The organism is Rhodococcus sp. IEGM 1370, from assembly GCF_033142325.1.
GTDB lineage: Bacteria > Actinomycetota > Actinomycetes > Mycobacteriales > Mycobacteriaceae > Rhodococcoides.
Genome location: NZ_JAWLRY010000016.1, coordinates 61,624 through 83,116, shown reverse-complemented (window position 1 = coordinate 83,116; position 21,493 = coordinate 61,624). Strand labels below are relative to the sequence as shown.

The window sequence follows — 21,493 nt, the reverse complement described above, 5'->3', positions numbered from 1 at the left end:
AATCAGGCATCCAATCGGTAACGGAGGGCTCGTTTTTCGAGGATTCGCACGATGCCGTCGGTGGCGATTCCCATCAGCGCGTAGACGACGAGCCCGAAGATGATGGTGTCCACACGCAGGAAATCCCGCGCATTGTTGATGATGTAGCCGAGCCCGGATTCGGCATTGATCTGCTCGGCCACGATCAGCGACAACCACGCAATGGCCAGCGACTGCCTCAGTCCCACCAGCAGTTGCGGGGCGATGCTGGGCAGGATGATGGTGGTGAACCGCTGACGCCACGAGAAACCGAGTACGACGGCCGTGTCGAGGAAGTCGCGATCGATCTGACGGATTGCCGAGAACGTGTTGAGGTACAGCGGAAACGCGACTCCCAGAGCGACGAGCAGGATCTTGGGAGTCTCGCCGATCCCGAACCACAGAATGAACAGCGGGATGAGGCCGAGGTGCGGCAGCGCGCGCAGCATCTGCAGCGGTGGATCGACAGTTGCTTCGGCGAGCTTCGACAATCCGACGAGCGCACCGAGCGCCACCCCGATCACACCGCCGAGCAGGAGTCCCTGGACAACGCGCGTTCCGGAAATGGCCAGGGCGTCGGCCAATTCACCGTTGCGCAGCAATTCCAGACCGGCGTCGAAGATCAATGACGGTGCTGGCAGTACTCGTTCGGAGAGAACTCCGGCAGCACTGGCAATCTGCCACAGGACGAGGAGGGCGACGGGTGAGAGAACGCGCACGACGGTCCATCGGTACCGCTGCCACACCGACTGTTTCGGCGTAACATATGCGGGTCCGCCATTGGGAACGTCGCTGACACGCGTGTCCACGGGTGCCGCGGGAACGGCGTACGACGTCACGACCATGGGTACAGGCCTTCCGGTTGAGTGCGAGCAGGTTCGACTACTCACCTTCGGTCAGACCGGGGCCTACGACCAGGGTTCGAATCAGCGTGAATTTAGGTCGGGCAGAATTGCTCTCATGAACGTCGAGCCCATCCATACCGAGCGCCTGACGCTACGCCTGTACGAGCCCACCGACGTGGACGGGATTCTCGCGTACTACAGCGATCCCGAAGTCTGCCGCTACCTACTGCACGAAGCATGGTCGCACGCCGATGCCGTTGCTGCGGTGGGCAAGCGGATGAAGCGAACAGGACTGCACACCCAGGCGCTCGCGATGGTCGTCGAGCACGAGGGAACGGTGGTGGGCAACGTCGAGGCGTGGCTGATCGACGGATCCCCGGCGCTCGTCGAACTCGGGTGGACGTTCTCCCCCACCGTGGGCGGCCGCGGCTACGCCACTGAGGCGGTCAACGCATTGATCGAGCACGTGTTCTCGCTACCTCAGATACACCGCGTCAGCGCGCAGTTGGACGGACGGAACGACGCCTCTGCCCGCCTGGCCGCGCGGGTCGGGATGCGCCAGGAAGCGCACTTCCGCCAGAACTGGTGGTGCAAGGGCGAATGGACCGACACCCTCGTCTACGCGATGTTGCGCGAGGATCGCTGACGTCCATCATGCGACGTTCACCTCTGATTCGGTTCCGCGACATCGGCCGGTGACCGGAGTGCGACAGTCTCCGGGGAACTTCACTCGAACTCATAGGAGTTTCACGAATGGCCCTGCGTCGTAGCGCTGCCCTACTGGGCACACTCGCACTGATTTCTTTCGCGTCCACGTCGCTGGGCGCTGTCGCCACTGCCGCGCCGGCCCGGACAGCGTCGCCGCTGTGCCAGGTCGCAGACCTCATCCCCACCGGATCGTCGTCAGGCCTCGGTTACCAATGTGCCGAAGCGGGTGAGCTTCTCGATCTGCCGATCGGTGAGGTGCGCGCGACACAACCGTCGCTCGGTTACGACGAGGTGTACTACAAGCTCGGTCGATACACGCTCGGCAAGGACGAGATCAACAAGAAGTTCGACGACTGGTGCGAGGCCAACGGCCAGGAAAAGGCCGCGTCCGCGTTGCCCGATGCTCGACTGGACAATCCGTCGTCGTTCACCTGCACTGTGCCCGTAGGCCAGGAAACACCCGACACCATCGCACCCATGAAGACCGTCGTCATCGGCGCGGGCGGCGTGCCGTACCTGACCGACGGACACCACACGCTCACCTCGTTCTACGAAACGGCCGACGGTGGACCGAATCTGCATCTCCGACTGCGGGTGGTCGCGAATCTCAGCGATCTGAGCGCCGCTGATTTCTGGGCACGGATGAAAGCCGAGAAGTGGGTGTGGAACTACGACGTCGACGGCAACGGGGTTCCGGTGGAGCAACTCCCGTCGGGAGTGGGACTCGCCAAGTTCCAGAACGACAGGTACCGCAGCCTGACCTACTTCGCCCGCGACATCGGCTTCACCCCCGGAACCATCCCGTTCCAGGAATTCTATTGGGGTGCATGGGTTCGCGACTCCGGCGCAGTCGACATCAGCGGCTGGGACAGCAACAACCTCGCGAACTACCTGAGCACCGTCGAATCGGTCTCGCGCGCCCAGGTCGCCGCACCGAAAGACGCGGTGATCGACAGTGGCCGCACCGCAGCGGAACTCGGTGCACTGAGCGCCTGGAACGACGGTAAGGCAGCCACCAAGGGTGAATTCGGGAAGCTGTCGGCCCCGTACTCGGACGACAAGCCGGGCAAAGTGGCCTACGCCTTGCAGTACAAAATGGGGCTGCCCAGGTAGTTCCCTCCGCTAAAGCGAGACGAAGACGTTCTCCCGATGCCAGGTCAGGTACGACACCTCAGGAGCTACCGACTCTCTACCGAGAATGAGCTTCTCGTGCAGAGGGGGCTTTCCCAGCGCATGACGCAAGGGCTGTGACACCTTCACGTCGTTCTCGATCCCAGGCGCATAACTGACACTGAGATCCTTGTTCACCGTGATGAGTCCGGTGTCGAAGGCGACGTCATGGGTTGGGCACGCGGTGAGACCGTTGCGTCTATCGAGACGTTCTTTGTTCGTGCTGTCTCGCCACGGCTTGATATGGCTCGCCGCCAGCAACCGCGGCCGACGCTTTCCGCCGATCACACCGCTCATGCCGCAGAACACGCAGCGGTGCTGATGATTTCGCAACACCGACTGCGCGAAGCGGTGCTGCCCCACGCGTACCGCCGAAATCAGCATTCTCTCCGTCGTTGCGATCGGCACGTCAGCGCGCTCGCGAGCCCATTTTTCCAATGCATCGACGAGCGAGGACTCGACATCGCTGGAATCCAGCTCGTACTGCCCTTCGAGCTCGAACTGCTCACCGTCCTCGAGCCCGAGGAAGTCCGGCAACTGATCGCGGTCGATACCAAGGCTGCGCGCAGCATCGAGAATTCGGAGGTAGATTCCCTGCAGAAGTTCGACATCGCCCAGCCGCGCAGCGACTTCGAGTTCATGCTTGCCGCCATTGCTCCGGGTTCCGTCGAGATTGGCCATCTTCGCAATGATCGATGTCGGGGGTCGTCTGAACAGTCGAGACAGGTGTTGCACCGGAAATTCGGCCTTGTGTGCAGTCGAGCTGCCGTATTTGCTGTGATCCATCAGCAGCGAAGCACAGTGGCACAGAACCACCTCGCAAGGAACGAAATTCACCTGCCGCACGCCCTGTGGAACCGCCTTGCGGGCTAGCACCGACAGCCACTGATCCCGCAGCATGTCGGCACTCGGATCGATGAATGCGGCTACCCCGGCACCCATCGGATCGATCGTCATACGCTCCTCAGCAGCATCGCAACCACGCTACACAGATTCGGTACCTCGCGACCGTCGGCCCGTGCCCGGGCCCAGGCCTTCGCCGTGTCCCGCCCGTGTCGGCTACGAACTACCAGCGATCGACGTGCAGCACTGTCTCGATCGGATCCCGCGGAGCGACCTTGAACGTCTCCCCCGTGTAGTACGCCGTGGGAATCAACGCACCCTGATGGAAGTCCTCGGGAACGCCGAGCAGTTCGGAGATTTCGGCTTCCTTCGCGAGATGGATTGTGGTCCACGCTGTTCCGAGACCGCGCGCCCGTGCAGCCAGGGCGTAGTTCCACACCGCGGGCAGGAGAGAGCCCCATAGACCGGCTTGATTACCGGCCGGGAGCGTCTTGCCGGCCTGGATACACGGAATCAGCAGCACCGGAACCTCGCCCATGTGCTCGCCGAGCCAGCCGGCACTGTCGCCGACGCGCTTCTGCACCGAGGCACGTTCCGGGTCGTCGGCGAACAGCGCCGACGCGGAATGCTTCGACGCCTGGTACGCGGCGAACAACTCACCGTAGATCGCACCGATGCGGGCACGAAGATCAGGATCGGTGACGACGATCCACTGCCACCCCTGCTTGTTCGAGCCGGACGGTGCCTGCAGAGCGATCTCGAGACATTCCTTGATCAGCTCCATCGGAACCGGCCGCGTCAGGTCGAGGCGCTTGCGGACGGTACGCGTCGTGGTCAACAGCTCGTCGGGAGTCAGGTCGATGATCGGGAAGGAAGTCACTCCTCGATCATGCACCATTCGGCAACTTCGAGGCCCGGTCGACCAGTTCTTCGTTCGCTGCGTCCCACCGCGCGGCCATGGACCTGCCACCGTGCCCTTCACCCTCGTCGACGAGAAGTGTCGATCCGGGCCACTCCCGGTGCAGACGCCACGCGGTGACGGCGGGCCCGGACACGTCGCGTCTGCCATGGATCAGGACGCCCGGGATATCGCGCAGACCTGCGGCGCGGTCGAGCAGAGGCGGATCGCAAAACCCGTCGTGTGACCAGTAATGCGTGGTCAGTCGAACGAAAGCAAGGCGGAACCGGTCATCGTCCCACCTGGGATCGCGCCTGATACCTCCGGTACCGATCGAGATGTGAACAGCTTCCCACAATGCCCATTCACGGGATGCGCTGTCCCGCAACACAAGATCGTTCGAGTTCAGTAGTTGGGCGTAAGCATCGACTATTCGTCCGTGACCGCGGCGATAGCCGACGCCGGCCTGCTCGGCGAAGGCAGCGAAACGATCCCAGGCTTCCGGGAAGACCGCACCGACGCCCTCGGTGATCCAATCGACCTCCTCACGACCGGTCGTGGTGACGGCGGCCAGGACGACGCCGAGGACGCGCGTCGGGTGCGCAAGGGCGTAGGCGACGGCGAGAGTCGATCCCCAGGATGCCCCGTTGACGATCCACGCCTCGACGCCGAGGTGCTCTCGCAAGGCTTCGATGTCGGCAATCAGATGGGCAGTGGTGTTGGTGGACAACGACGTCGTGGGATCGGACGCGTGCGGGGTGGACCGTCCGCACCCGCGCTGCTCGAATCCGACTGCGCAAACTTTCGAGAGGTCGAAGTGACGACGAAACTGGCTGGCGTTCAGGGTCCCACCCGGACCGCCGTGCAGGTACACCGCCGGGACTCCGCCGGAGGGGCCCCATTGCTCCCAGTAAATGCGTTGCCCGTCCCCCACGTCCAACATTCCGTGCAGTGTTGGCTCGTCCTCCGGTGTCATACCGCCATCACATCATTCGGGAGGCAGCATCTGCCGGATCACTGCCCACGCGGACACGTCGACCCAGGACGGATTCGATTGCTGCGGCGATCGGAACACCTCGAGCGTCGACAGTTCCGCGATGCACTGAATGTCCGAGGCAAGAATCGGCTCGTCGAACAGCGTGATGTCCGTCGAGATTTTCCACTGGGGACCCGGTACTGAGGTGCCGGTCAAGGTGCCGGCGCCCCAGATTCCGCGTCGCGGATGGCTACTGACCCAGAACAGAACTGGCTGCCCGGGTGCCATCAGACGCGTTCGATAGTTGTCGGCAACGCACCACTGCTCGTGCGCACGTCCGGCGTCGACCATCGGCGCGAGATCGGTCTTGTGCGGATTGCACTTGATCACCCACGCACCGAATGTCTCATCGGTGATTGCCCGTGCCGTCACCGCAGCCAGCCTACCGAGCGTCAGGCCACCGCGTCGTTGCCCTGGGCTGCCGAGACCACCAGATTGTTTGCGGTCAGATCGTTTCCGTTCTTGACGGCGTCGATCCACTGATCTGTCGACGCGACCGCTGCGAAGTTCGACTGCAGCAGCACCATCAACGCCTTGTGCAGTTGCTCCGCCGAGACGGTGCCTGCCTCGTTCGAGAGATTGATCGCGCCGGTGGCGTCGGACAGAATTTCGACGGTCAGATCCAGCACCTCGGCGTCGGCGCTGGATGCGAGGTCGCAGTTGTTGGTCATGTATCCGACGATCGTGACGGTATCGATATTGTTGCCCTGCAACCACTTCGCGACACCGGTTCCGGCGAACACGCTGCTGTACTTCTTCTCGACCCGCTCGAACGAGGGTTGCACCAGTGCCTGAATATCGGGGTGCAACTCGTACGTCGCGGTGCCCTTCACGAACGCCGGAGCGCCGTCGGGCATCTCGTGCTGCACGATCGCAACGGGAAGATCCTGCGCCACAGCGGCTTCGATCGCCCGGACGATGTTGGCCAACGACTGGTCACGAGGCGGGTACTGAATCTTCAGCACGCCCTCGAAGTACTCCTGCTGGACGTCGATGACGATCAATGCTCTGCGTGGTGCGGTCATGGTGTTCTCCTTCGACTGGCGATCTCGGTCGCTTCTCATCCTGCGGTGGCGGCCTTGCTTCCACGAGTGGCACGGATGCATACTTTCGATTGATTCGGGCCAACGGTGGAGATCGGAGACAGCCATGCGAATCGCGCTCTATGCGTTCGACGGCATCACGATGTTCCACCTCGCCGCGCCGTTGATGGTGTTCGGCGAGGTGACTCGACTCGGACTCGCACCGGACTGGGAGACGCGAGTGTGGTCCGACCGAGCCGGGTCGATCCGCACCGAGGAGGGCTTCCCGGTCGGCGAGATCGCCGGCCCCGATACCGTCGACTGGGCCGACATCGTCATCGTCACGTCGTGGCCGGAATCGTTGCCGCACATCGGGAAAGACTTGTCGGCGGCGCTCAGCGACGCCCATTCGCGTGGAGCGGAAATCGCAGGATTGTGCCTCGGTTCGTTCGCCGTCGCAGATACCGGATTGCTAGCCGGCCGCCCGGCCGTCACTCATTGGACCAAGATGACCGAACTGCGGGAGCGAAATTCACACGCCGGCGTCGACGAGTCGGTGCTCTACATCGATCACGGCGACGTGATGACGTCTGCGGGCACCGCGTCGTCGATCGATTCCTGCCTGCACATCGTGCGCAAACATCTCGGTTCGGCGGCGGCGACCCGGGTGGCGCGCAGTCTGGTGGTCGCACCCCATCGCGACGGTGGCCAGGCCCAGTACATCGAGCGTCCGGTCACGGAGGCATCCGGAGTTACCGCGATTGCCGACGTGCTGAGCTGGGCCTTCGAAAGACTGGACGAGCCCTTGCCGATCGAGCGACTGGCCGAACATGCACGCATGAGCCGACGCAGCTTCATCCGCCAGTTCCACCTCGAGACAGGGTCCACCCCCGCCCGTTGGGTATTGGAGAAGCGACTGAACGAGGCCAAGAGCCTGCTCGAGACCACCGATCGCAGCGTCGAGAACATCGCATCGCTGTGCGGATTCGGCAGCGCCGTCACTTTGCGTCAGAACTTCCGCTCAGCCTTCGCGGTGACACCGACGGCCTACCGACGGCAGTTCGCGGTCGGTTGTGCAACCACGAGCATCGTCGACAGGCAAAGATGAGCGACGTGATCCTGTGGATAGTTGCCGGAGTAGAGCTCGCTGCCATCATCGCGCTCGGTGTGGTCTTGATCGTCTCGCGTCGAAAGCTGAAGCACACACGTCGTGCACTGGACCGCGCTCTCGAATCGCAGCAACGCCGTAAGCGACGCGGCATCGTGCCCTTCGCGATCAGAACCGCCTTCCACACCACGGACTTACTCATCAACAAGGGCTTCGGCGCAACGGTCCGCAACTCCGTCGAGGACCTCGCCGGCTGGGCGAAGGTGGAACGCCCCGACCTCGCGCGCATGACCGCCGACGGGGACATCGTCGTGATGTTCTCCGACATCGAGGGATCCACCGCCCGCAACGAGGAACTAGGCGACCGCAGCTGGGTGAAGCTGCTCGAGAAGCACAACAAGTTGATCCGCAAACACGTCGACGACCACGGCGGTCACGTGGTGAAAAGCCAGGGCGACGGCTACATGATCGCCTTCTCCGACCCGGCCCAGGCAGTGCGCTGCGGGGTGAAGGTGCAGGAAGCGCTGCTGAAGAACCCGGATCGCTGGGACCGCATTCGCGTCCGTATGGGCGTGCACGTCGGCAGCTCGGTGCGTCGAGGTGACGACCTGTTCGGACTCAACGTAGCCATGGCGGCACGAGTGGCGAACCAAGCCGACGGCGGCGAAATCCTGGTCAGCGAACCGGTGCGCAACGCCATCGACAGGGCGCATGACCTGAGCCTCGGGACACCGCGTGACGTCGAACTCAAGGGAATGAGCGGAACTTTTCAGTTGTACCCGGTGACATTGCCGGTGCTGCCGGATGCTGAAGTCAAGCAACTCGACTAGATCTGCTCGGGCACAGTCATACTCAGCAGGTGGTAGCTCAGGCATTTGCCGTGTCCGTCGAGCACCGGGCTACCCGTCACTCCCCCACCGAGTACGCCGGGTAGCTCGAACACCAGTCCGGAGACCAGGGGCATGTCGGTTCGGCGTACCTCTCCCGTGACCAGCGGCGCAAAATGCGCAGCGACGGCCTCGACAGTCATAGTGCGAGTCAGCACATCGTAGCTTTCGTCGGTCCGCGGGAAGACAGCAAGAATGAGAGTGTCGCCCTTGTCCCCGGTTCGCACGTCGGCGAGATCGTCGACAGTCCTCATACCGTCACCTCCGTGATGTGCACGGCGGTCGTCACCTGTGCACGTGGAATCAGACACGATCTGATGGCGAGCACCTCGGTGCTGCTGCTCCGTGCGCCACCGCCGCCCGCAGGGCCGTTGGTGTAAAGACTCTCGACTTCCCAGCCGACGAGAGCCGCAGTTTCGGCGTCGGGCACCTTTGCGGTCACGCGCAGTCGTACTTCAGGGACATCGGTGGGGGCGACGAGTCCGCGGAATGCAGCGCCCGCACCGATGTACTCGATGCCCACGTTCTCGGCGGATATACCGTGCACCTCCCACAGTCGTTGCTGCACAATCTCTCCGGCGAGCTCGGCGCGTTGCAGCGAGCGCGGACCCGCGTAGCTGATCTGCCCCTCACCGAGCCAACCGCCCCGGAATCCGAGGGTCACTTTCAGCTCCTCTGGCCGCGTGCGGCCCGTCGCCCCGGACACCGCCACCCGATCGGGTCCGACGGTCTCGAACGAGACTCCGGTGAAATCGGCGGTCACGTCCGGCGTCAGATATCTGGCGGGATCGCCGACCTCGTACAGCAATTGCTCGGCGCACGTTCGACGCGTCAGCTCCCCGCCGGTACCGTCGACCTTGCCGAATTCGGCTGTGCCGTCGGCACGTACGTCCCCGAACGGAAAGCCCAGATTCGCCAGACCCTGCACCGGCTTGGTGACCGGATCTGCGAAATAGCCACCGGTCAGTTGGCCCGCGCATTCGAGAAGATGTCCGACGGCGGTCCCTGCACCGAGCGTCTCCCAATCCTGCCCGGCCCAACCGAACTCGTGCATCAGAGGTGCGAGATACAGCGCCGGATCGGCGAGACGGCCGGTGACGACCACGTCGGCACCGACGTCGAGGGCAGGCAGTACCGCATCGGCACCGATGTAGGCGTTGGCCGATACGAGTTCCTCGGAATGCTCCGACAGCGGTCGACCGGTCTCCCACACCACCGGGTCGATCCGGCGCACCGCGTCCAGTACGTCGTCGCCGGTGACGGCAGCGATACGTACTGAATGTGAGCAGACCTGCTCGGCCACACGCGCGACAACGGACGCTGCCGCAACAGGATTCGCTGCCCCTGAGTTCGTGACGACGGTGATGGCCTGCTCGGTCGTCGCCCCGAGAACTGCGCGCATCCGCGCTGCCGACAGTGGGTCGTAGCCCGCCGTGGGATCGAGCAATTTCCGGGCCTGCCCTGTCGCCACCGTCCGCTCTCCGAGGCACTCGAAGATCAGATAGTCGAGCTCGCCCCGCTCGGCCAAGATCTGCGCCGGGTCGATGCGATCGCCGGCAAAACCTGCGCCGGCACCCAACCGGACGGTTCCGCGGGCGCTCATGACGACCACAGCGGGATCGCGCCGGTGGCCATTGCAACGCCGAGCATGCCGAGACTGATCAGCCACGCCCACCCCAACGTGTGCCGAATGTGCTTGCCGATGTCGACTTTCGCGAGACCCACCAGAAGGTAGAACGCGCCGGTCATCGGGCTGATCGGGAATCCGACCGTTTCCTCACCGATGATCGAGGCCTGCGCCAGATCGATTGCGCTGACGCCGAATTGGTCACCTACCTCGATGAGGACCGGCAGCACGCCGAAGTAGTAGGCGTCCGGCCCGAAGATCAGGCTCATCGGGACGGCGAACACGCCGACGATAAGTGGCAAGGCGGGGGCCATAGCGTCCGGAATGGCATTCGCTGCGCTGACCGCCATGGACTCGATCATGCCGCTGCCGTCGAGCACACCGAGAAGTACCCCTGCAGCCAACAACGTGCCGACCATCAGCATCGCGCCGACAGCGTGGGCCTCGATGCGGGCGGACTGGGCCTTCATTCCGCGATAGTTGACGAGAAGCGCCACGATAGTGGCGATGATGAAGCACGTCTCCGGAGGGGCGATGGCGGCGATCAACGCAGCCAACGTCGCGATTACCAAGAAGGCGTTGACCCAGAACAACTTCGGTCGCAGCAGTGCTCGGTCACTCGACGCGGTTGCCGGACCGTCCGCATCGTCGCCACCGGTCGACGGGCTGCCGGGCTCCTCGTTCGCGTCACCGACTGCGGATCCGGTATCCCCTGATCCAACGGACATGCGTTCGGCGACTCGCGCCGTCGACTCCTCCACGACGGCCGACGCATCGCCCGCGGCGACCTTGGCCAGGCGGGTCCGCTCACGCCGACCCAGGTAGTAGGCGACGCCCAGTGCGAAGACGACTCCGGCGATCTGCGCAGGAATCAACGGGACCCACAGTTCGTTGGCGTCGATACCCAACGTTGCTGCAGCGCGAGCCGTCGGACCACCCCAGGGGACCATGTTCATCACTCCGGCACCGAGACCGACGCAGGTGGCCAGGACGAGCCGGCTCATACCGAGGCGTTCGTAGATCGGGAGCATGGCGGGGACGGCGATGAGGAACGTGGTCGCGCCGGCGCCGTCGAGGTGAGCCACCACGGCGAGGGCAGTGGTCGCGACTGCCACGGTCGGCGGGGCACTACCTGCCCAGCGCACGATGCGGGCGATGATGGGATCGAACAGTCCAGCGTCGCGCATGATCCCGAAGAACACGATCGCGAAGAGGAACATCGCCGCGACGCCCACCACGCCACCGAGTCCGTCCTTGACGAACCCGGCCACCTCGGATGGCGAGTTGCCGGCCAGGAACGCCGCAGCCAGCGGGACACCTGCAAGCGCGACGATCGCCGCAACGCGTTGGGTGAACAACAGCAGCAGGATGATGGCAATCGTCCCGAAGCCGAGTAGTGACAGCATGTGATCTCCTTCATCGAATACGACGAGTGTTGTGCAGATCACTTACGCGGTCCAACATCAGTTGGGTATACATTCATTCGCTGTGAGCATCAATATCGGTATTGCGCACCTACGGGCCATCGTGGCGCTGGCCGATCTCGCGAGCTTCACCTCGGCAGCGGCGTCCCTGGGGGTATCCCAGCCGAACCTGAGCCGCACCGTTGCCGAGGCCGAACGCCGCCTGGGCGTGCGACTGTTCGTCCGCACCACCCGCAGCGTCGACCTCACCGGCGATGGACACGAGGTGACGGCTTATGCCCGTCGGGTATTGCTCGAGTTCGATGATGGCCTGGAGCAGATCGGACGATTCGTCTCGGGCGACCGCGGAACCGTCACCATCGCGTGCCTGCCCTCGATCGCGGCTACGTTCCTCCCGCCGTACATCGTGGACTTTCGCAGTAGTCATCCCGAAGTCTCGGTGCACATCAAGGACGGTCTGCGCGACGACGTGGTGGCCTCCGTCCGCGACGGTTCCGTGGATTTCGCAGTGGTGGCGGCCTCGGGTCGAGCGAACGACCTGATGCGTACGACGGTCAGCGCCGACGCGTTCGTATGCGCGCTACCACCGAGTCACGTTCTGGCGCAGCGCAAGAGCTTGAGGTGGACCGACCTCGCCGACGAGCCGTTCATCGCCTTCGGCCCCGAATCCAGCATCGCCTCGCATGTGCGACTGGCGCTGGAAAACGCGGGAGTCGATGTCGGACCGTCGGTTCAGGCGCACAATGTGGCCGCTGTGGCCGGCCTGACCGCCGCGGGACTCGGCATCACCGTCATCCCGGAGTTGGTGGTGCCGATGATGTCGTTCGCGAACCTGATCTACCTGCCTATCGAGCCGACCATCCACCGGACCATCTCCGTCGTCCAGCTGCCGGGGCGTCGCCAAAGTGCGAGCTGTACGGCGTTTCTCGATATTTTGGTGCCCGCCTTGAACGAATGAATGGTCCATTCACGACGTCTGAGCGCGTGAAAGTCACATTGATTCAGACCAGGGTGGATGGTGGACCGAATTCTGTTGCACCCCAGAACGAATGAATGGTCCATTCAACACGTCTGAGCGCGTGAATGGACCATTCATTCGATGAGGGTGGAGCAGAGAAAACTACTTCTTCGCCGACTCCAGAGCCTCGTTGAAGGTCTTGGACGGACGCATCACTGCAGCGGTGGCTTCGGGGTCGGGGTAGTAGTAGCCGCCGATGTCGACTGCCGTGCCCTGGACCTCGTTGAGCTCGGAGACGATTTTCTCCTCGTTCTCCGCAAGCGTCTTCGCCAGTGCGGCGAAGTGCTTGGCCAGTTCGGCGTCCTCGGTCTGCTCGGCGAGTTCCTGCGCCCAGTAGAGGGCGAGGTAGAACTGGCTGCCACGGTTGTCGAGTTCACCGGTCGAGCGCGACGGGCCCTTGCTGTTCTCGAGCAGCTTGCCGGTGGCGGAGTCGAGTGCCTTGGCGAGGATGGTCGCCTTGACGTCGCCGGTCTTGGTGCCGAGGTCTTCGAGGCTCACGGCCAGAGCCAGGAATTCGCCGAGCGAATCCCACCGCAGGTGGTTCTCCTCGATGAGCTGCTTGACGTGCTTGGGAGCCGAGCCGCCTGCACCCGTCTCGTACAGTCCGCCGCCTGCCATCAGCGGAACGATGGAGAGCATCTTGGCGCTGGTGCCGAGTTCGAGGATCGGGAACAGGTCGGTGAGGTAGTCGCGCAGGATGTTGCCCGTCGCGGAGATGGTGTCGAGTCCGCGGACCAGACGCTCCATCGTGTACCGGATCGCACGCACCTGCGACATGATCTGGATGTCGAGGCCCTCGGTGTCGTGATCCTTCAGGTACTTGCGCACCTTGCCGATGAGCTCGTTCTCGTGCGGGCGGTACGGGTCGAGCCAGAAGACGACCGGCATTCCGGATTCACGCGCACGCGTGACGGCGAGCTTTACCCAGTCCTGGATCGGGGCATCCTTGACGATGCACAGACGCCAGATGTCGCCCTCTTCGACGGTCTGCGTCAGCAGTACCTCGCCGGTGGCCTTGTCGGTGATGTTCGCGACGCCTGCCTTCGGCACCTCGAAGGTCTTGTCGTGCGAGCCGTACTCCTCGGCCTTCTGCGCCATCAAACCGACGTTGGGAACGGTGCCCATCGTCGTCGGGTCGAACTGGCCGTTGGTCTTGCAGAAGTTCACCATCTCCTGGTAGATCCGGGAGAACGTCGACTCGGGGTTGACGGCCTTGGTGTCCTTGGGACGTCCGTCCGCTCCCCACATCTTGCCGCCGGCGCGAATCATCGCGGGCATGGATGCGTCGACGATGACGTCGCTTGGCGAGTGGAAGTTCGAGATGCCGCGGGCGGAGTCGACCATCGCGAGCTCCGGACGGGTCTCGTGACACTTGTGCAGGTCTTCGATGATCTCGTCGCGCTTGGACGCCGGGAGCGTCTCGATCTTGGTGTACAGGTCCGAGAGGCCGTTGTTGACGTTGACGCCCAGCTCTTCGAAGAGCTCGTTGTGCTTGGCGAACGCGTCCTTGTAGAACACGCGCACAGCGTGGCCGAACACGATGGGGTGCGAGACCCGCATCATGGTCGCCTTGACGTGCAGGGAGAACATGACGCCGGTGTCGTAGGCGTCCTGCATCTCGTGCTCGTAGAAGTCGAGGAGTGCCTTCTTGCTCATGAACATCGAGTCGATGACGTCACCGTCGGTGAGCGAGACCGTCTCCTTGAGCACGATCGGCTCGCCGTCGGCGGGCAGCAGCTCCATCTTGATCTCACGGTCACCGTCGACGACCGTCGACTTCTCGCCGTGGTAGAAATCGCCCTCGCGCATGTGCGCGACGTGGGTGCGCGACGCCATCGACCACTCGGTCATACTGTGCGGGTGCTTGCGGGCGAATTCCTTGACGGCCTTCGGCGCGCGGCGATCCGAGTTGCCTTCACGCAGAACAGGATTGACCGCGCTACCGAGGCACTTGGTGTAACGCTCGCGGATCTCGCGCTCTTCGTCCGTCTTCGGATTGCCGGGGAAGTCGGGGATCGCGTAGCCCTTGTCCTGCAGTTCCTTGATGGCAGCGAGCAGCTGCGGAACCGACGCGCTGATGTTGGGCAGCTTGATGATGTTGGTCTCGGGCAGCTGCGTCAGCTTGCCCAGCTCGGCGAGGTTGTCGGTCACTCGCTGGTCTTCGTTGAGGTAGTCGGGGAACTCGGCGAGGATGCGGTTGGCAACGGAGATGTCACTCGACTCGACGTTGATCTCGGCCGCGCTGGCGAAAGAACGTATGACCGGCAGAAACGCGTGAGTCGCCAGCATGGGCGCCTCGTCGGTCAGGGTATAGATGATGGTCGGCTTCTTCGCAGTCATGTTTCGCCTTTGCCTCAGTTTCAACGTCGTCTTTTGGATGCGTCCACCGTCGACTTTAATCTTTGAACCCGCCGCTGTGCGTGCCAGTGGGGTATCACTCCATCGGCGGTTCCAAGTTACCGACCGGTAGGGCGCTCAAAGGTTTTCGCCGCCTACCCCTGCCCCGCCTCTGACCACCGTCGGAGCATCCGATTTGCCCGGATCGGAACAACGGACCCCTCCCCGACCGTTGAACCGAATATGACGACCTACAAAACTGTCAATCCTGCCGACGGCACAACTGTCAAGGAATTCGAAACTCTCGATGCGGCCGGCGTCGAGCGCGCACTGGCCGACGCACACGCCGGATTCCAGACGTGGCGCAAGACCTCACCGAAGCACCGCGCCGAAATTCTGCACAAGGTCGCCGATCTCTACACCGAACGTTCGGACGAACTGGCGCGGGCCATCTCGCTCGAAATGGGCAAGCCGCTCACCGAATCCCAGGGTGAGGTGGAGCTGTCGTCGAACATCTACCACTACTATGCCGACAACGGTCCTGTGCTGCTCGAGGACGAGAAGCTGGACGTCCCCGGCGCGGAAGACACTGTGCTGCAGCGCAAGCCGGTGGGCGCGCTCGTCGGCGTCATGCCGTGGAACTTCCCGTACTACCAGGTGGCCCGCTTCGCCGGCCCGAACCTGATGGTGGGCAACACGATTCTGCTCAAGCACGCACCGAACTGCCCGCAGTCGGCTCTGCTGATGGAGGAGATCTTCCAACAGGCCGGACTCCCCCAGGACGCGTACATCAACATCTTCGCGACCAACGATCAGATCGCCGAGATGATCGCCGACCCACGCGTGCAGGGTGTCTCGCTCACCGGTAGCGAGCGGGCCGGAACCTCGGTTGCCGAAACCGCCGGACGCAACCTCAAGAAGGTCGTGCTCGAACTCGGCGGCTCGGACGTGTTCATCATGCTCGACTCCGACGACATGGATGCCACCGTCGAGTCCGCAACCCGGGCACGATTGTCCAACGCAGGCCAGGCGTGCAACGCCGCCAAGCGCATCCTCGTCGCCGAGGAGTTCTACGACGACTTCGTCACCAAGCTCACCGCATCGTTCGAGGCAGTGCAGACGGGCGATCCGTTGGACGCGAACACCACTCTCGGCCCGCTGTCGTCGCAGACCGCAGCCGACACGTTGATCGAACAGATCGACGACGCCGTCGCCAAGGGCGCAACCTTGCTGACCGGCGGCAAGAAGATCGACGGACCGGGTGCATTTGTACAGCCGACGTTGCTGACCGACGTCACCCCGGACATGCGTGCGTACAGCGAGGAGCTGTTCGGACCGGCAGCGGTGATCTACAAGGTCGAAAGCCCGCAGCAGGCAATCGAATTGGCGAACTCCTCGGCCTACGGCCTGAGCGGCTCGGTGTGGAGCGCCGACCTGGACAAGGCCCGTGACGTCGCCGAGCAGCTCGAAGTGGGCATGGCCTTCGTCAACGAACACGGCACCACGCTGCCCGGCCTGCCGTTCGGCGGAGTCAAGCGCTCCGGCGTCGGCCGTGAGCTGGGACCGTGGGGCATGGACGAGTTCGTGAACAAGAAGCTCGTGCGCGTCTCCGCGAAGTAGATCCTGTTGGCAAGGCTCCCCGGGCAGTTGCCCGGGGAGCTTCGTCATGCCGCGGTCATACTGTCCCGATGATCGTCGAACATGCTCTGCTGCACGTCGTCCCCGATCGAACCGACGACTTCGAGGCCGCGTTCGCCGACGCGAAATCGATCATCTCCTCGATGCCGGGGTTCGTGAATCTGACACTGTCGCGGGGCGTCGAGCAGCCGAATACGTATCTACTGCTGGTCGAATGGGAATGCCTCGAAGACCACACCGAGGGCTTCAGGAAGTCCGACGAGTACCAGAAGTGGAAGACGCTGCTGCATCATTTCTACGAACCCTTCCCCGTCGTCGAGCATTTCGCTCCGAGGCTCAGGGCGTAGGAGATAAGTTCGATTCTCGTCCCCATCGCCGTTTCGAGGAGTCACCAGTGGCCAATGCTTCGTCGTTCGTATCCAAGCAGGACGACACCGAGATCAGTACCTACGTCTGGGCGACGTCCGCAGACCCGGCTCGCGGCGTCGTACAGATCGCGCACGGACTCGCCGAGCACGGCAGCCGCTACGCCCGCTTCGCCGCAGCGTTGAACGACGCCGGCTTCCACGTCGTGGCGTCCGATCATCGCGGACACGGAGAGTCGATCGTCGACACCCCCGGCGATTTCGGTGCAGCAGCGTTCGCGGGTTTGTGGGCCGACATCGAGCAGTTGGGCGAGTCGCTGCTGAACGAATATCCCGACCTACCACTGTTCCTGTTCGCGCATTCCATGGGATCGTTTGCCGCGCAGCATGTTCTGATCGAACGATCCGATCTGTACGAGGGTGTGGTGCTGTCGGGCTCGACCACGCTGAACATCCTCGCCGCCGGAATGGCCGACGCCCCAGCCGGTGACCTGAGCGTGTTCAACGCCGCCTTCGAGCACCGCACCGGGTACGAGTGGCTCAGCCGCGACGAGGCCGAAGTGGACGCCTACGTAGCCGACCCGCTGTGCGGCTTCGACCTCCCGGAATCGACGGTCCCCGCGTTGTTCGGTGAGGCCGACAAGCTCGCCGACCCGCACAACCTCGAGCAGATCCGTTCCGATCTCCCGCTGCTCATCACCTCGGGAACCGACGACCCGCTCGCCGGGGGCGGACAGTTGATCGAGACCCTCGCTGCCCGATACCGCGAGGCCGGAATGAGCGACGTCACCGTCACCCTCTACCCCGGTGCCCGCCACGAAATCCTCAACGAGACCAACCGGGACGAGGTCACCGCGAACATCATCGGCTGGCTCACCGACCGCGCCGGATAGACCTACCGCTTTCGCAACTGCACGGGCTGCCCGTCCTCCGGGAAGGGCAGCGACGTGAAGTTCAGCGGCGCAACGTAATCGGGGTCGACCGACCAGTCGAACCGCAGCAGCAGATGATGCATGATCGTCTTGATCTCCGCTCCGGCGAAGAACATGCCGATGCACTTGTGCACGCCTCCGCCGAACGGCTCCCACGCGTAGCGGTGCACCTTGTCCTCCCGGCGGTCGTCGGCGAACCGGCCGGGATCGAATTTCTCCGGGTTCGGCCAGTACTCGGCCATGTGATGCGTGAAGTGCGGGGCGACCGACGCATACGTCCCCGCGGGGACGAACTTGCCCTGCACCTCGGTGTCCTTGACCGCGCGGCGCGCCACCACAGGCGTGGGCGAGACCAACCGCAAGCATTCCTTCATCACCAGATCGACGCTGTGCAGTTCGTCGAGTTGCGCGAGCGTCGGCGCATCGGTACCGAGCGCCTCGGACTCGGCACGGCACTTGTCCTGCCACTGCGGATGCTGACCGAGGTACTGCATCATCGTCGACAGCGTGATCGTCGACGTGTCGTGCGCGGCCATCAGCAGGAAGATCATGTGGTCGATCACTTCGTCGTCGGAGAAGCGTTCGCCGTCGTTCCCCTCGATGTGACACAGAACCGAGAACAGGTCGTCGGTCTCGGTGGCACGCCGGGACGGCAGGTACCGCCGGAAGAACTCCTCGAGCATGGCGCGGCCGTCGAGACCGCGCTTCCACCGAGTTCCGGGAACACGAAAGCGCACAATGGATGTCGCCGCCTGAACGCATGCCACGAAACTCGAGTTGAGCTCGGCAATCTCGGCATCGGTGCTGCCCTCTGCGCCGCCCATGAAGATGCTCGTTGCCACCTCCAGGGTCAACGCCTTGAGCGCCGGGTAGACCTGGACGTCGCGCCCGCCTTGCCATGCGTCCAAACCTGTTGCGGTGACGGGATTCAACGCCTCCACGGATTTGGTGAGCCGGTCCCTCGTGAAGGCCTGCTGCATGATCCGTCGGTGCTTCAGATGCTCCTCGGAGTCGAGCAACATCAATCCGCCGTGAAAGAACGGGCCGATCAGCAGGGACCAGCCGTCACCGTTCGCGAACGCCTTGTCGGCGTTCTGCAACACCTCTTGGCATGCATCCGGACCCAGAACGGTGATCCACTTCTGACCGGCCATCGTCAGCCACGACACCTCGCCGTACTTCTCCCACCGACTCCCGAGCAGTTTCAGGGGATCTCGGATGTACTCGAGCGTGTGCCCGACGACGGGCATACCGCCGTCGCCGTAGACCGGTTGGAGCGTTGAATCAGCAGGTGGAGCAGCGAGAGCACGTGCCATTGTCGACCTCCGTCAATCTGACAGAGCGTCCTGTCAGATAGGATGTAGTCTGCGTCACACCTGCTCCCTCTGTCAAGATCTACTCATGGCTTCCACGCGCCGCTACAACGGCATGAGCGCAGACGATCGCACCGCCGACCGTCGCGCACGGTTGCTCGAAGCCGGACTCGAAGTGTTCTCGACGGCCGGTGCCCAGAACACGACCATGACCGCGATCTGCGCGGAGGCGAAGCTGACCGAGCGCTACTTCTACCAAAACTTCTCCAGCAAAGAGGATGTGCTCGAGAAAGTAGTGGAGTCGGTATCCGACGAGATCCGGGCCGCTGCCCTGGACGCTCTGCACTCCCCCGCCCCCACCGTCGAGGACCAGGTACACAACGCCATCGCCGCGTTCGTCGGCGTTCTCACCGACGACCGACGCAAGGGCCGCGTCGCGATGATCGAGTCGCTGGCCGTCGACTCACTGCGCGACTATCGACGACAGTCCATGCGCGCGTTCGCCCATCTGGTCGCCGAGCAGTCACGCGAGCTGTTCGGCGAACAGGCCTGGCCGCAGCCACAATCCGAGATCAACGGCCTGCTGTTCATCGGCGGACTCGCGGAACTGGTCATCGCGTGGTTGAACGACGAGATAGCCGTCACCCCAGCGGATATGGTCGACGCCGCCACCCGCCACTTCGTCGCGACGGCTCACCGCTGAGGTGCCTTCGGCAGTGGCGCGGTTATGTGCCCGCTGAGGCACTTACCCGCACCACTGCGCCGGAGGCGCACTCCTACCGGTCGAAGTGCGCCTTGGAGATCTGACCGTGCACGCCGACCGTCTTGTCGACGACCTGCGACACGGTGAAGTTCGCGGCCGCGGAGAGGTACGCGTAGGCCGTCGCCCGGTCCATACCGAGGTCGGTCTCGAGGAAGTCGAGCGCGTTGACCACGGCGCGACGCATGGCGGCGTTCAGGTCCGAACTCTGGCCGCCGACGGCACCGTCCGGGTCGGACAGACCGATCGGAATCCACGAGTCCTCGTTCTCGGCAAAGGGATACGAGTACGCGACGGACGGGGCGTCTCCACTGCCCGCCTTGCAGACAGTGAGCCGGAAGGTGCCACGCAGAGAACCTTCCATCGCGGTCAGCGCCACCTCCCCGTCGCCCATCGCCATGTGCGGATCGCCGACGTAGAACAACGCACCCTCCGCGAACACCGGGAGGTAGAACGTCGATCCGACACCGAGCAAACCGACGTCGATGTTGCCGCCGCCGAGCGTCGGCGGAATCGAGTTCGCGTTGGGTGACGTCAGACCCGGGTCGCTGGCGAACGCCACGCCCATCATGCCCATGAACGGGCGCAGCGGAAAGCGCACGGCGGCATCGCCGTAATGCATCACACCTTGCCCGTCCTCGACGGCGGTGAACGTGGAGACGTTGCCGTACTGCGTCGGATCACCCGACGGCCTGCCATCGCTGCCGATCGGAGGCATCACCTCGTCCAGGCTGATACCTGCGGGTGCCTCACCGGACGCGGTCACCGCCAGGGAACCCTTGCCGTGCCGACTCGACACCACGCCGTACGGCACGCGGGGAATCGCCTCGAGCGTCTCGATCTTGAGCACATCACCACGCTGCGCACCTTCGACGAACACCGGCCCCGTCACCACGTGCGGTCCGTCGACGTCGAAGTTGCGGACCGTCCGGTCGTACCCGCCGGCGATGTCGATGGCGTCCTGCAGCACATCGGATTCGGATACGCCTTTGCCACCGAAGAACTCGACGGGATCGCGGCCCTGGTCTTCGAGAATTCCCTCGTGGCTGAGCGCATCGATGGTCACCGTCTCACCGGACTTCATCTGCAGCACCGATTCGGACTCGACCGTCGGGACGTACCCCCACAGAACCTTGTCGACTTCGGAACTCAGGTAGTGATCGCCGGAGATGTCACCTGCGCCGGGCTGAAGAATGCCGACCGGTGCCGGGGCCGACGAACTCGCGGCGGCGGTGCTCGTCGACGACGACGTCGAACAGGCTGCGGTTCCGGCGATCCCGACGCCCGCGCCCAGCGCGGCCACCGCCTGAATGAATCCGCGACGTCCGATCCCCTTGGTGATCGTCTCCGCTGCCTGCTCCGCCATCGACCGCGCCATGATGCCTCCTGAATTGTCCGAAACTCGAACGTAGACCGGAGGTGTTTCTCGGCAGTTACGATCACGCGTCGCGGCAATTGCTCAGCAGCTCAACTCGGATCGCTGCCGCCGATCGCGGACCACCAGACAGCGGTGACGGCGGCGAGGTCGTCGAGCAAGATTCGAC

The 21,493-nt window shown here is 63.7% G+C and carries 21 protein-coding genes; 9 read left to right on the top strand and 12 right to left on the bottom strand.

All coding sequences use genetic code 11. The features are described from left to right. Positions 1-2 precede the first annotated feature (2 nt). Entirely contained in the window at positions 3-863 is an 861-nt protein-coding gene (locus tag R4P47_RS18575) for an ABC transporter permease (protein WP_317785404.1), read from the bottom strand. 115 nt (positions 864-978) lie between these two features. On the opposite strand from R4P47_RS18575, the gene R4P47_RS18570 reads away from it, so the two are divergent. Both R4P47_RS18570 and R4P47_RS18565 read left to right on the top strand, forming a co-directional pair. Next, positions 979-1,509, top strand: a complete 531-nt coding sequence (locus R4P47_RS18570; RefSeq protein WP_317785403.1) for a GNAT family N-acetyltransferase — start codon at positions 979-981, stop codon at positions 1,507-1,509. A 107-nt stretch (positions 1,510-1,616) separates the two neighbouring features. Next, positions 1,617-2,684, top strand: coding sequence for a ParB/Srx family N-terminal domain-containing protein (locus tag R4P47_RS18565; RefSeq protein WP_317785402.1), 1,068 nt, complete (start codon positions 1,617-1,619; stop codon positions 2,682-2,684). A 9-nt stretch (positions 2,685-2,693) separates the two neighbouring features. Here R4P47_RS18565 and R4P47_RS18560 read toward each other — a convergent pair whose 3' ends face one another. The 5 genes from R4P47_RS18560 to R4P47_RS18540 form a co-directional block, all read right to left on the bottom strand. Continuing rightward, positions 2,694-3,698, bottom strand: a complete 1,005-nt coding sequence (locus R4P47_RS18560) for an HNH endonuclease (protein WP_317785401.1) — start codon at positions 3,696-3,698, stop codon at positions 2,694-2,696. 109 nt (positions 3,699-3,807) lie between these two features. Next, complete coding sequence (locus R4P47_RS18555) at positions 3,808-4,464, bottom strand: nitroreductase family protein (protein WP_317785400.1); 657 nt, start codon at positions 4,462-4,464, stop codon at positions 3,808-3,810. A gap of 7 nt (positions 4,465-4,471) precedes the next feature. Next, a complete protein-coding gene (locus R4P47_RS18550; protein WP_317785399.1) occupies positions 4,472-5,458 on the bottom strand; it encodes an alpha/beta fold hydrolase in 987 nt (328 codons plus the stop codon). A gap of 12 nt (positions 5,459-5,470) precedes the next feature. Next, positions 5,471-5,890, bottom strand: a complete 420-nt coding sequence (locus tag R4P47_RS18545) for a hypothetical protein (RefSeq protein WP_317785398.1) — start codon at positions 5,888-5,890, stop codon at positions 5,471-5,473. 20 nt (positions 5,891-5,910) lie between these two features. Then, entirely contained in the window at positions 5,911-6,543 is a 633-nt protein-coding gene (locus R4P47_RS18540) for an isochorismatase family protein (RefSeq protein ID WP_317785397.1), read from the bottom strand. A gap of 124 nt (positions 6,544-6,667) precedes the next feature. Here R4P47_RS18540 and R4P47_RS18535 point away from each other — a divergent pair, with 124 nt between their 5' ends. Beyond that, positions 6,668-7,648 (top strand): GlxA family transcriptional regulator, encoded by a 981-nt coding sequence (locus R4P47_RS18535; RefSeq protein WP_317785396.1) that lies wholly within the window; start codon positions 6,668-6,670, stop codon positions 7,646-7,648. Continuing rightward, positions 7,645-8,478 carry an adenylate/guanylate cyclase domain-containing protein gene (locus R4P47_RS18530; RefSeq protein ID WP_317785395.1) on the top strand — a complete coding sequence of 278 codons (834 nt, stop codon included), beginning with the start codon at positions 7,645-7,647 and terminating at the stop codon, positions 8,476-8,478. Before R4P47_RS18535 ends, R4P47_RS18530 begins: the two co-directional genes overlap by 4 nt. On the opposite strand, the gene R4P47_RS18525 is transcribed toward R4P47_RS18530, so the two are convergent. From R4P47_RS18525 to R4P47_RS18515, 3 genes are read right to left on the bottom strand one after another with little or no spacing between them, the layout of a single operon-like run. After that, a complete protein-coding gene (locus R4P47_RS18525; protein ID WP_317785394.1) occupies positions 8,475-8,789 on the bottom strand; it encodes a hypothetical protein in 315 nt (104 codons plus the stop codon). The genes R4P47_RS18530 and R4P47_RS18525 overlap by 4 nt on opposite strands. Next, entirely contained in the window at positions 8,786-10,138 is a 1,353-nt protein-coding gene (locus R4P47_RS18520) for an acyclic terpene utilization AtuA family protein (RefSeq protein WP_317785393.1), read from the bottom strand. Before R4P47_RS18520 ends, R4P47_RS18525 begins: the two co-directional genes overlap by 4 nt. After that, the gene (locus R4P47_RS18515) at positions 10,135-11,568 is read right to left on the bottom strand and encodes a CitMHS family transporter (protein WP_317785392.1); all 1,434 of its coding nucleotides are present in this window, start codon (positions 11,566-11,568) and stop codon (positions 10,135-10,137) included. Before R4P47_RS18515 ends, R4P47_RS18520 begins: the two co-directional genes overlap by 4 nt. A gap of 82 nt (positions 11,569-11,650) precedes the next feature. Between R4P47_RS18515 and R4P47_RS18510 the strand changes: the two genes are divergently transcribed. Next, positions 11,651-12,544: a LysR family transcriptional regulator gene (locus tag R4P47_RS18510; protein WP_317785391.1), complete on the top strand. Its 894-nt coding sequence runs from the start codon at positions 11,651-11,653 to the stop codon at positions 12,542-12,544. A gap of 162 nt (positions 12,545-12,706) precedes the next feature. On the opposite strand, the gene R4P47_RS18505 is transcribed toward R4P47_RS18510, so the two are convergent. After that, positions 12,707-14,944, bottom strand: a complete 2,238-nt coding sequence (locus R4P47_RS18505; protein ID WP_300515060.1) for an NADP-dependent isocitrate dehydrogenase — start codon at positions 14,942-14,944, stop codon at positions 12,707-12,709. 240 nt (positions 14,945-15,184) lie between these two features. On the opposite strand from R4P47_RS18505, the gene R4P47_RS18500 reads away from it, so the two are divergent. The 3 genes from R4P47_RS18500 (at position 15,185) to R4P47_RS18490 (ending at position 17,837) form a co-directional block, all read left to right on the top strand. Then, entirely contained in the window at positions 15,185-16,561 is a 1,377-nt protein-coding gene (locus tag R4P47_RS18500) for an NAD-dependent succinate-semialdehyde dehydrogenase (RefSeq protein ID WP_300515063.1), read from the top strand. A gap of 68 nt (positions 16,562-16,629) precedes the next feature. Then, positions 16,630-16,926, top strand: a complete 297-nt coding sequence (locus R4P47_RS18495; protein WP_317785390.1) for an antibiotic biosynthesis monooxygenase — start codon at positions 16,630-16,632, stop codon at positions 16,924-16,926. Positions 16,927-16,973: 47 nt separating this feature from the next. Beyond that, a complete protein-coding gene (locus tag R4P47_RS18490) occupies positions 16,974-17,837 on the top strand; it encodes an alpha/beta hydrolase (protein ID WP_317785389.1) in 864 nt (287 codons plus the stop codon). 2 nt (positions 17,838-17,839) lie between these two features. Here R4P47_RS18490 and R4P47_RS18485 read toward each other — a convergent pair whose 3' ends face one another. Then, entirely contained in the window at positions 17,840-19,192 is a 1,353-nt protein-coding gene (locus R4P47_RS18485) for a cytochrome P450 (protein ID WP_269594920.1), read from the bottom strand. Positions 19,193-19,277: 85 nt separating this feature from the next. Between R4P47_RS18485 and R4P47_RS18480 the strand changes: the two genes are divergently transcribed. Beyond that, positions 19,278-19,892, top strand: coding sequence for a TetR/AcrR family transcriptional regulator (locus tag R4P47_RS18480; RefSeq protein WP_317785388.1), 615 nt, complete (start codon positions 19,278-19,280; stop codon positions 19,890-19,892). Between the two features lie 73 nt (positions 19,893-19,965). Here the strand turns inward: R4P47_RS18480 and R4P47_RS18475 are convergent, their stop codons facing one another. Beyond that, positions 19,966-21,327: an acetamidase/formamidase family protein gene (locus R4P47_RS18475; protein WP_317785387.1), complete on the bottom strand. Its 1,362-nt coding sequence runs from the start codon at positions 21,325-21,327 to the stop codon at positions 19,966-19,968. Between the last annotated feature and the right edge of the window lie 166 nt (positions 21,328-21,493).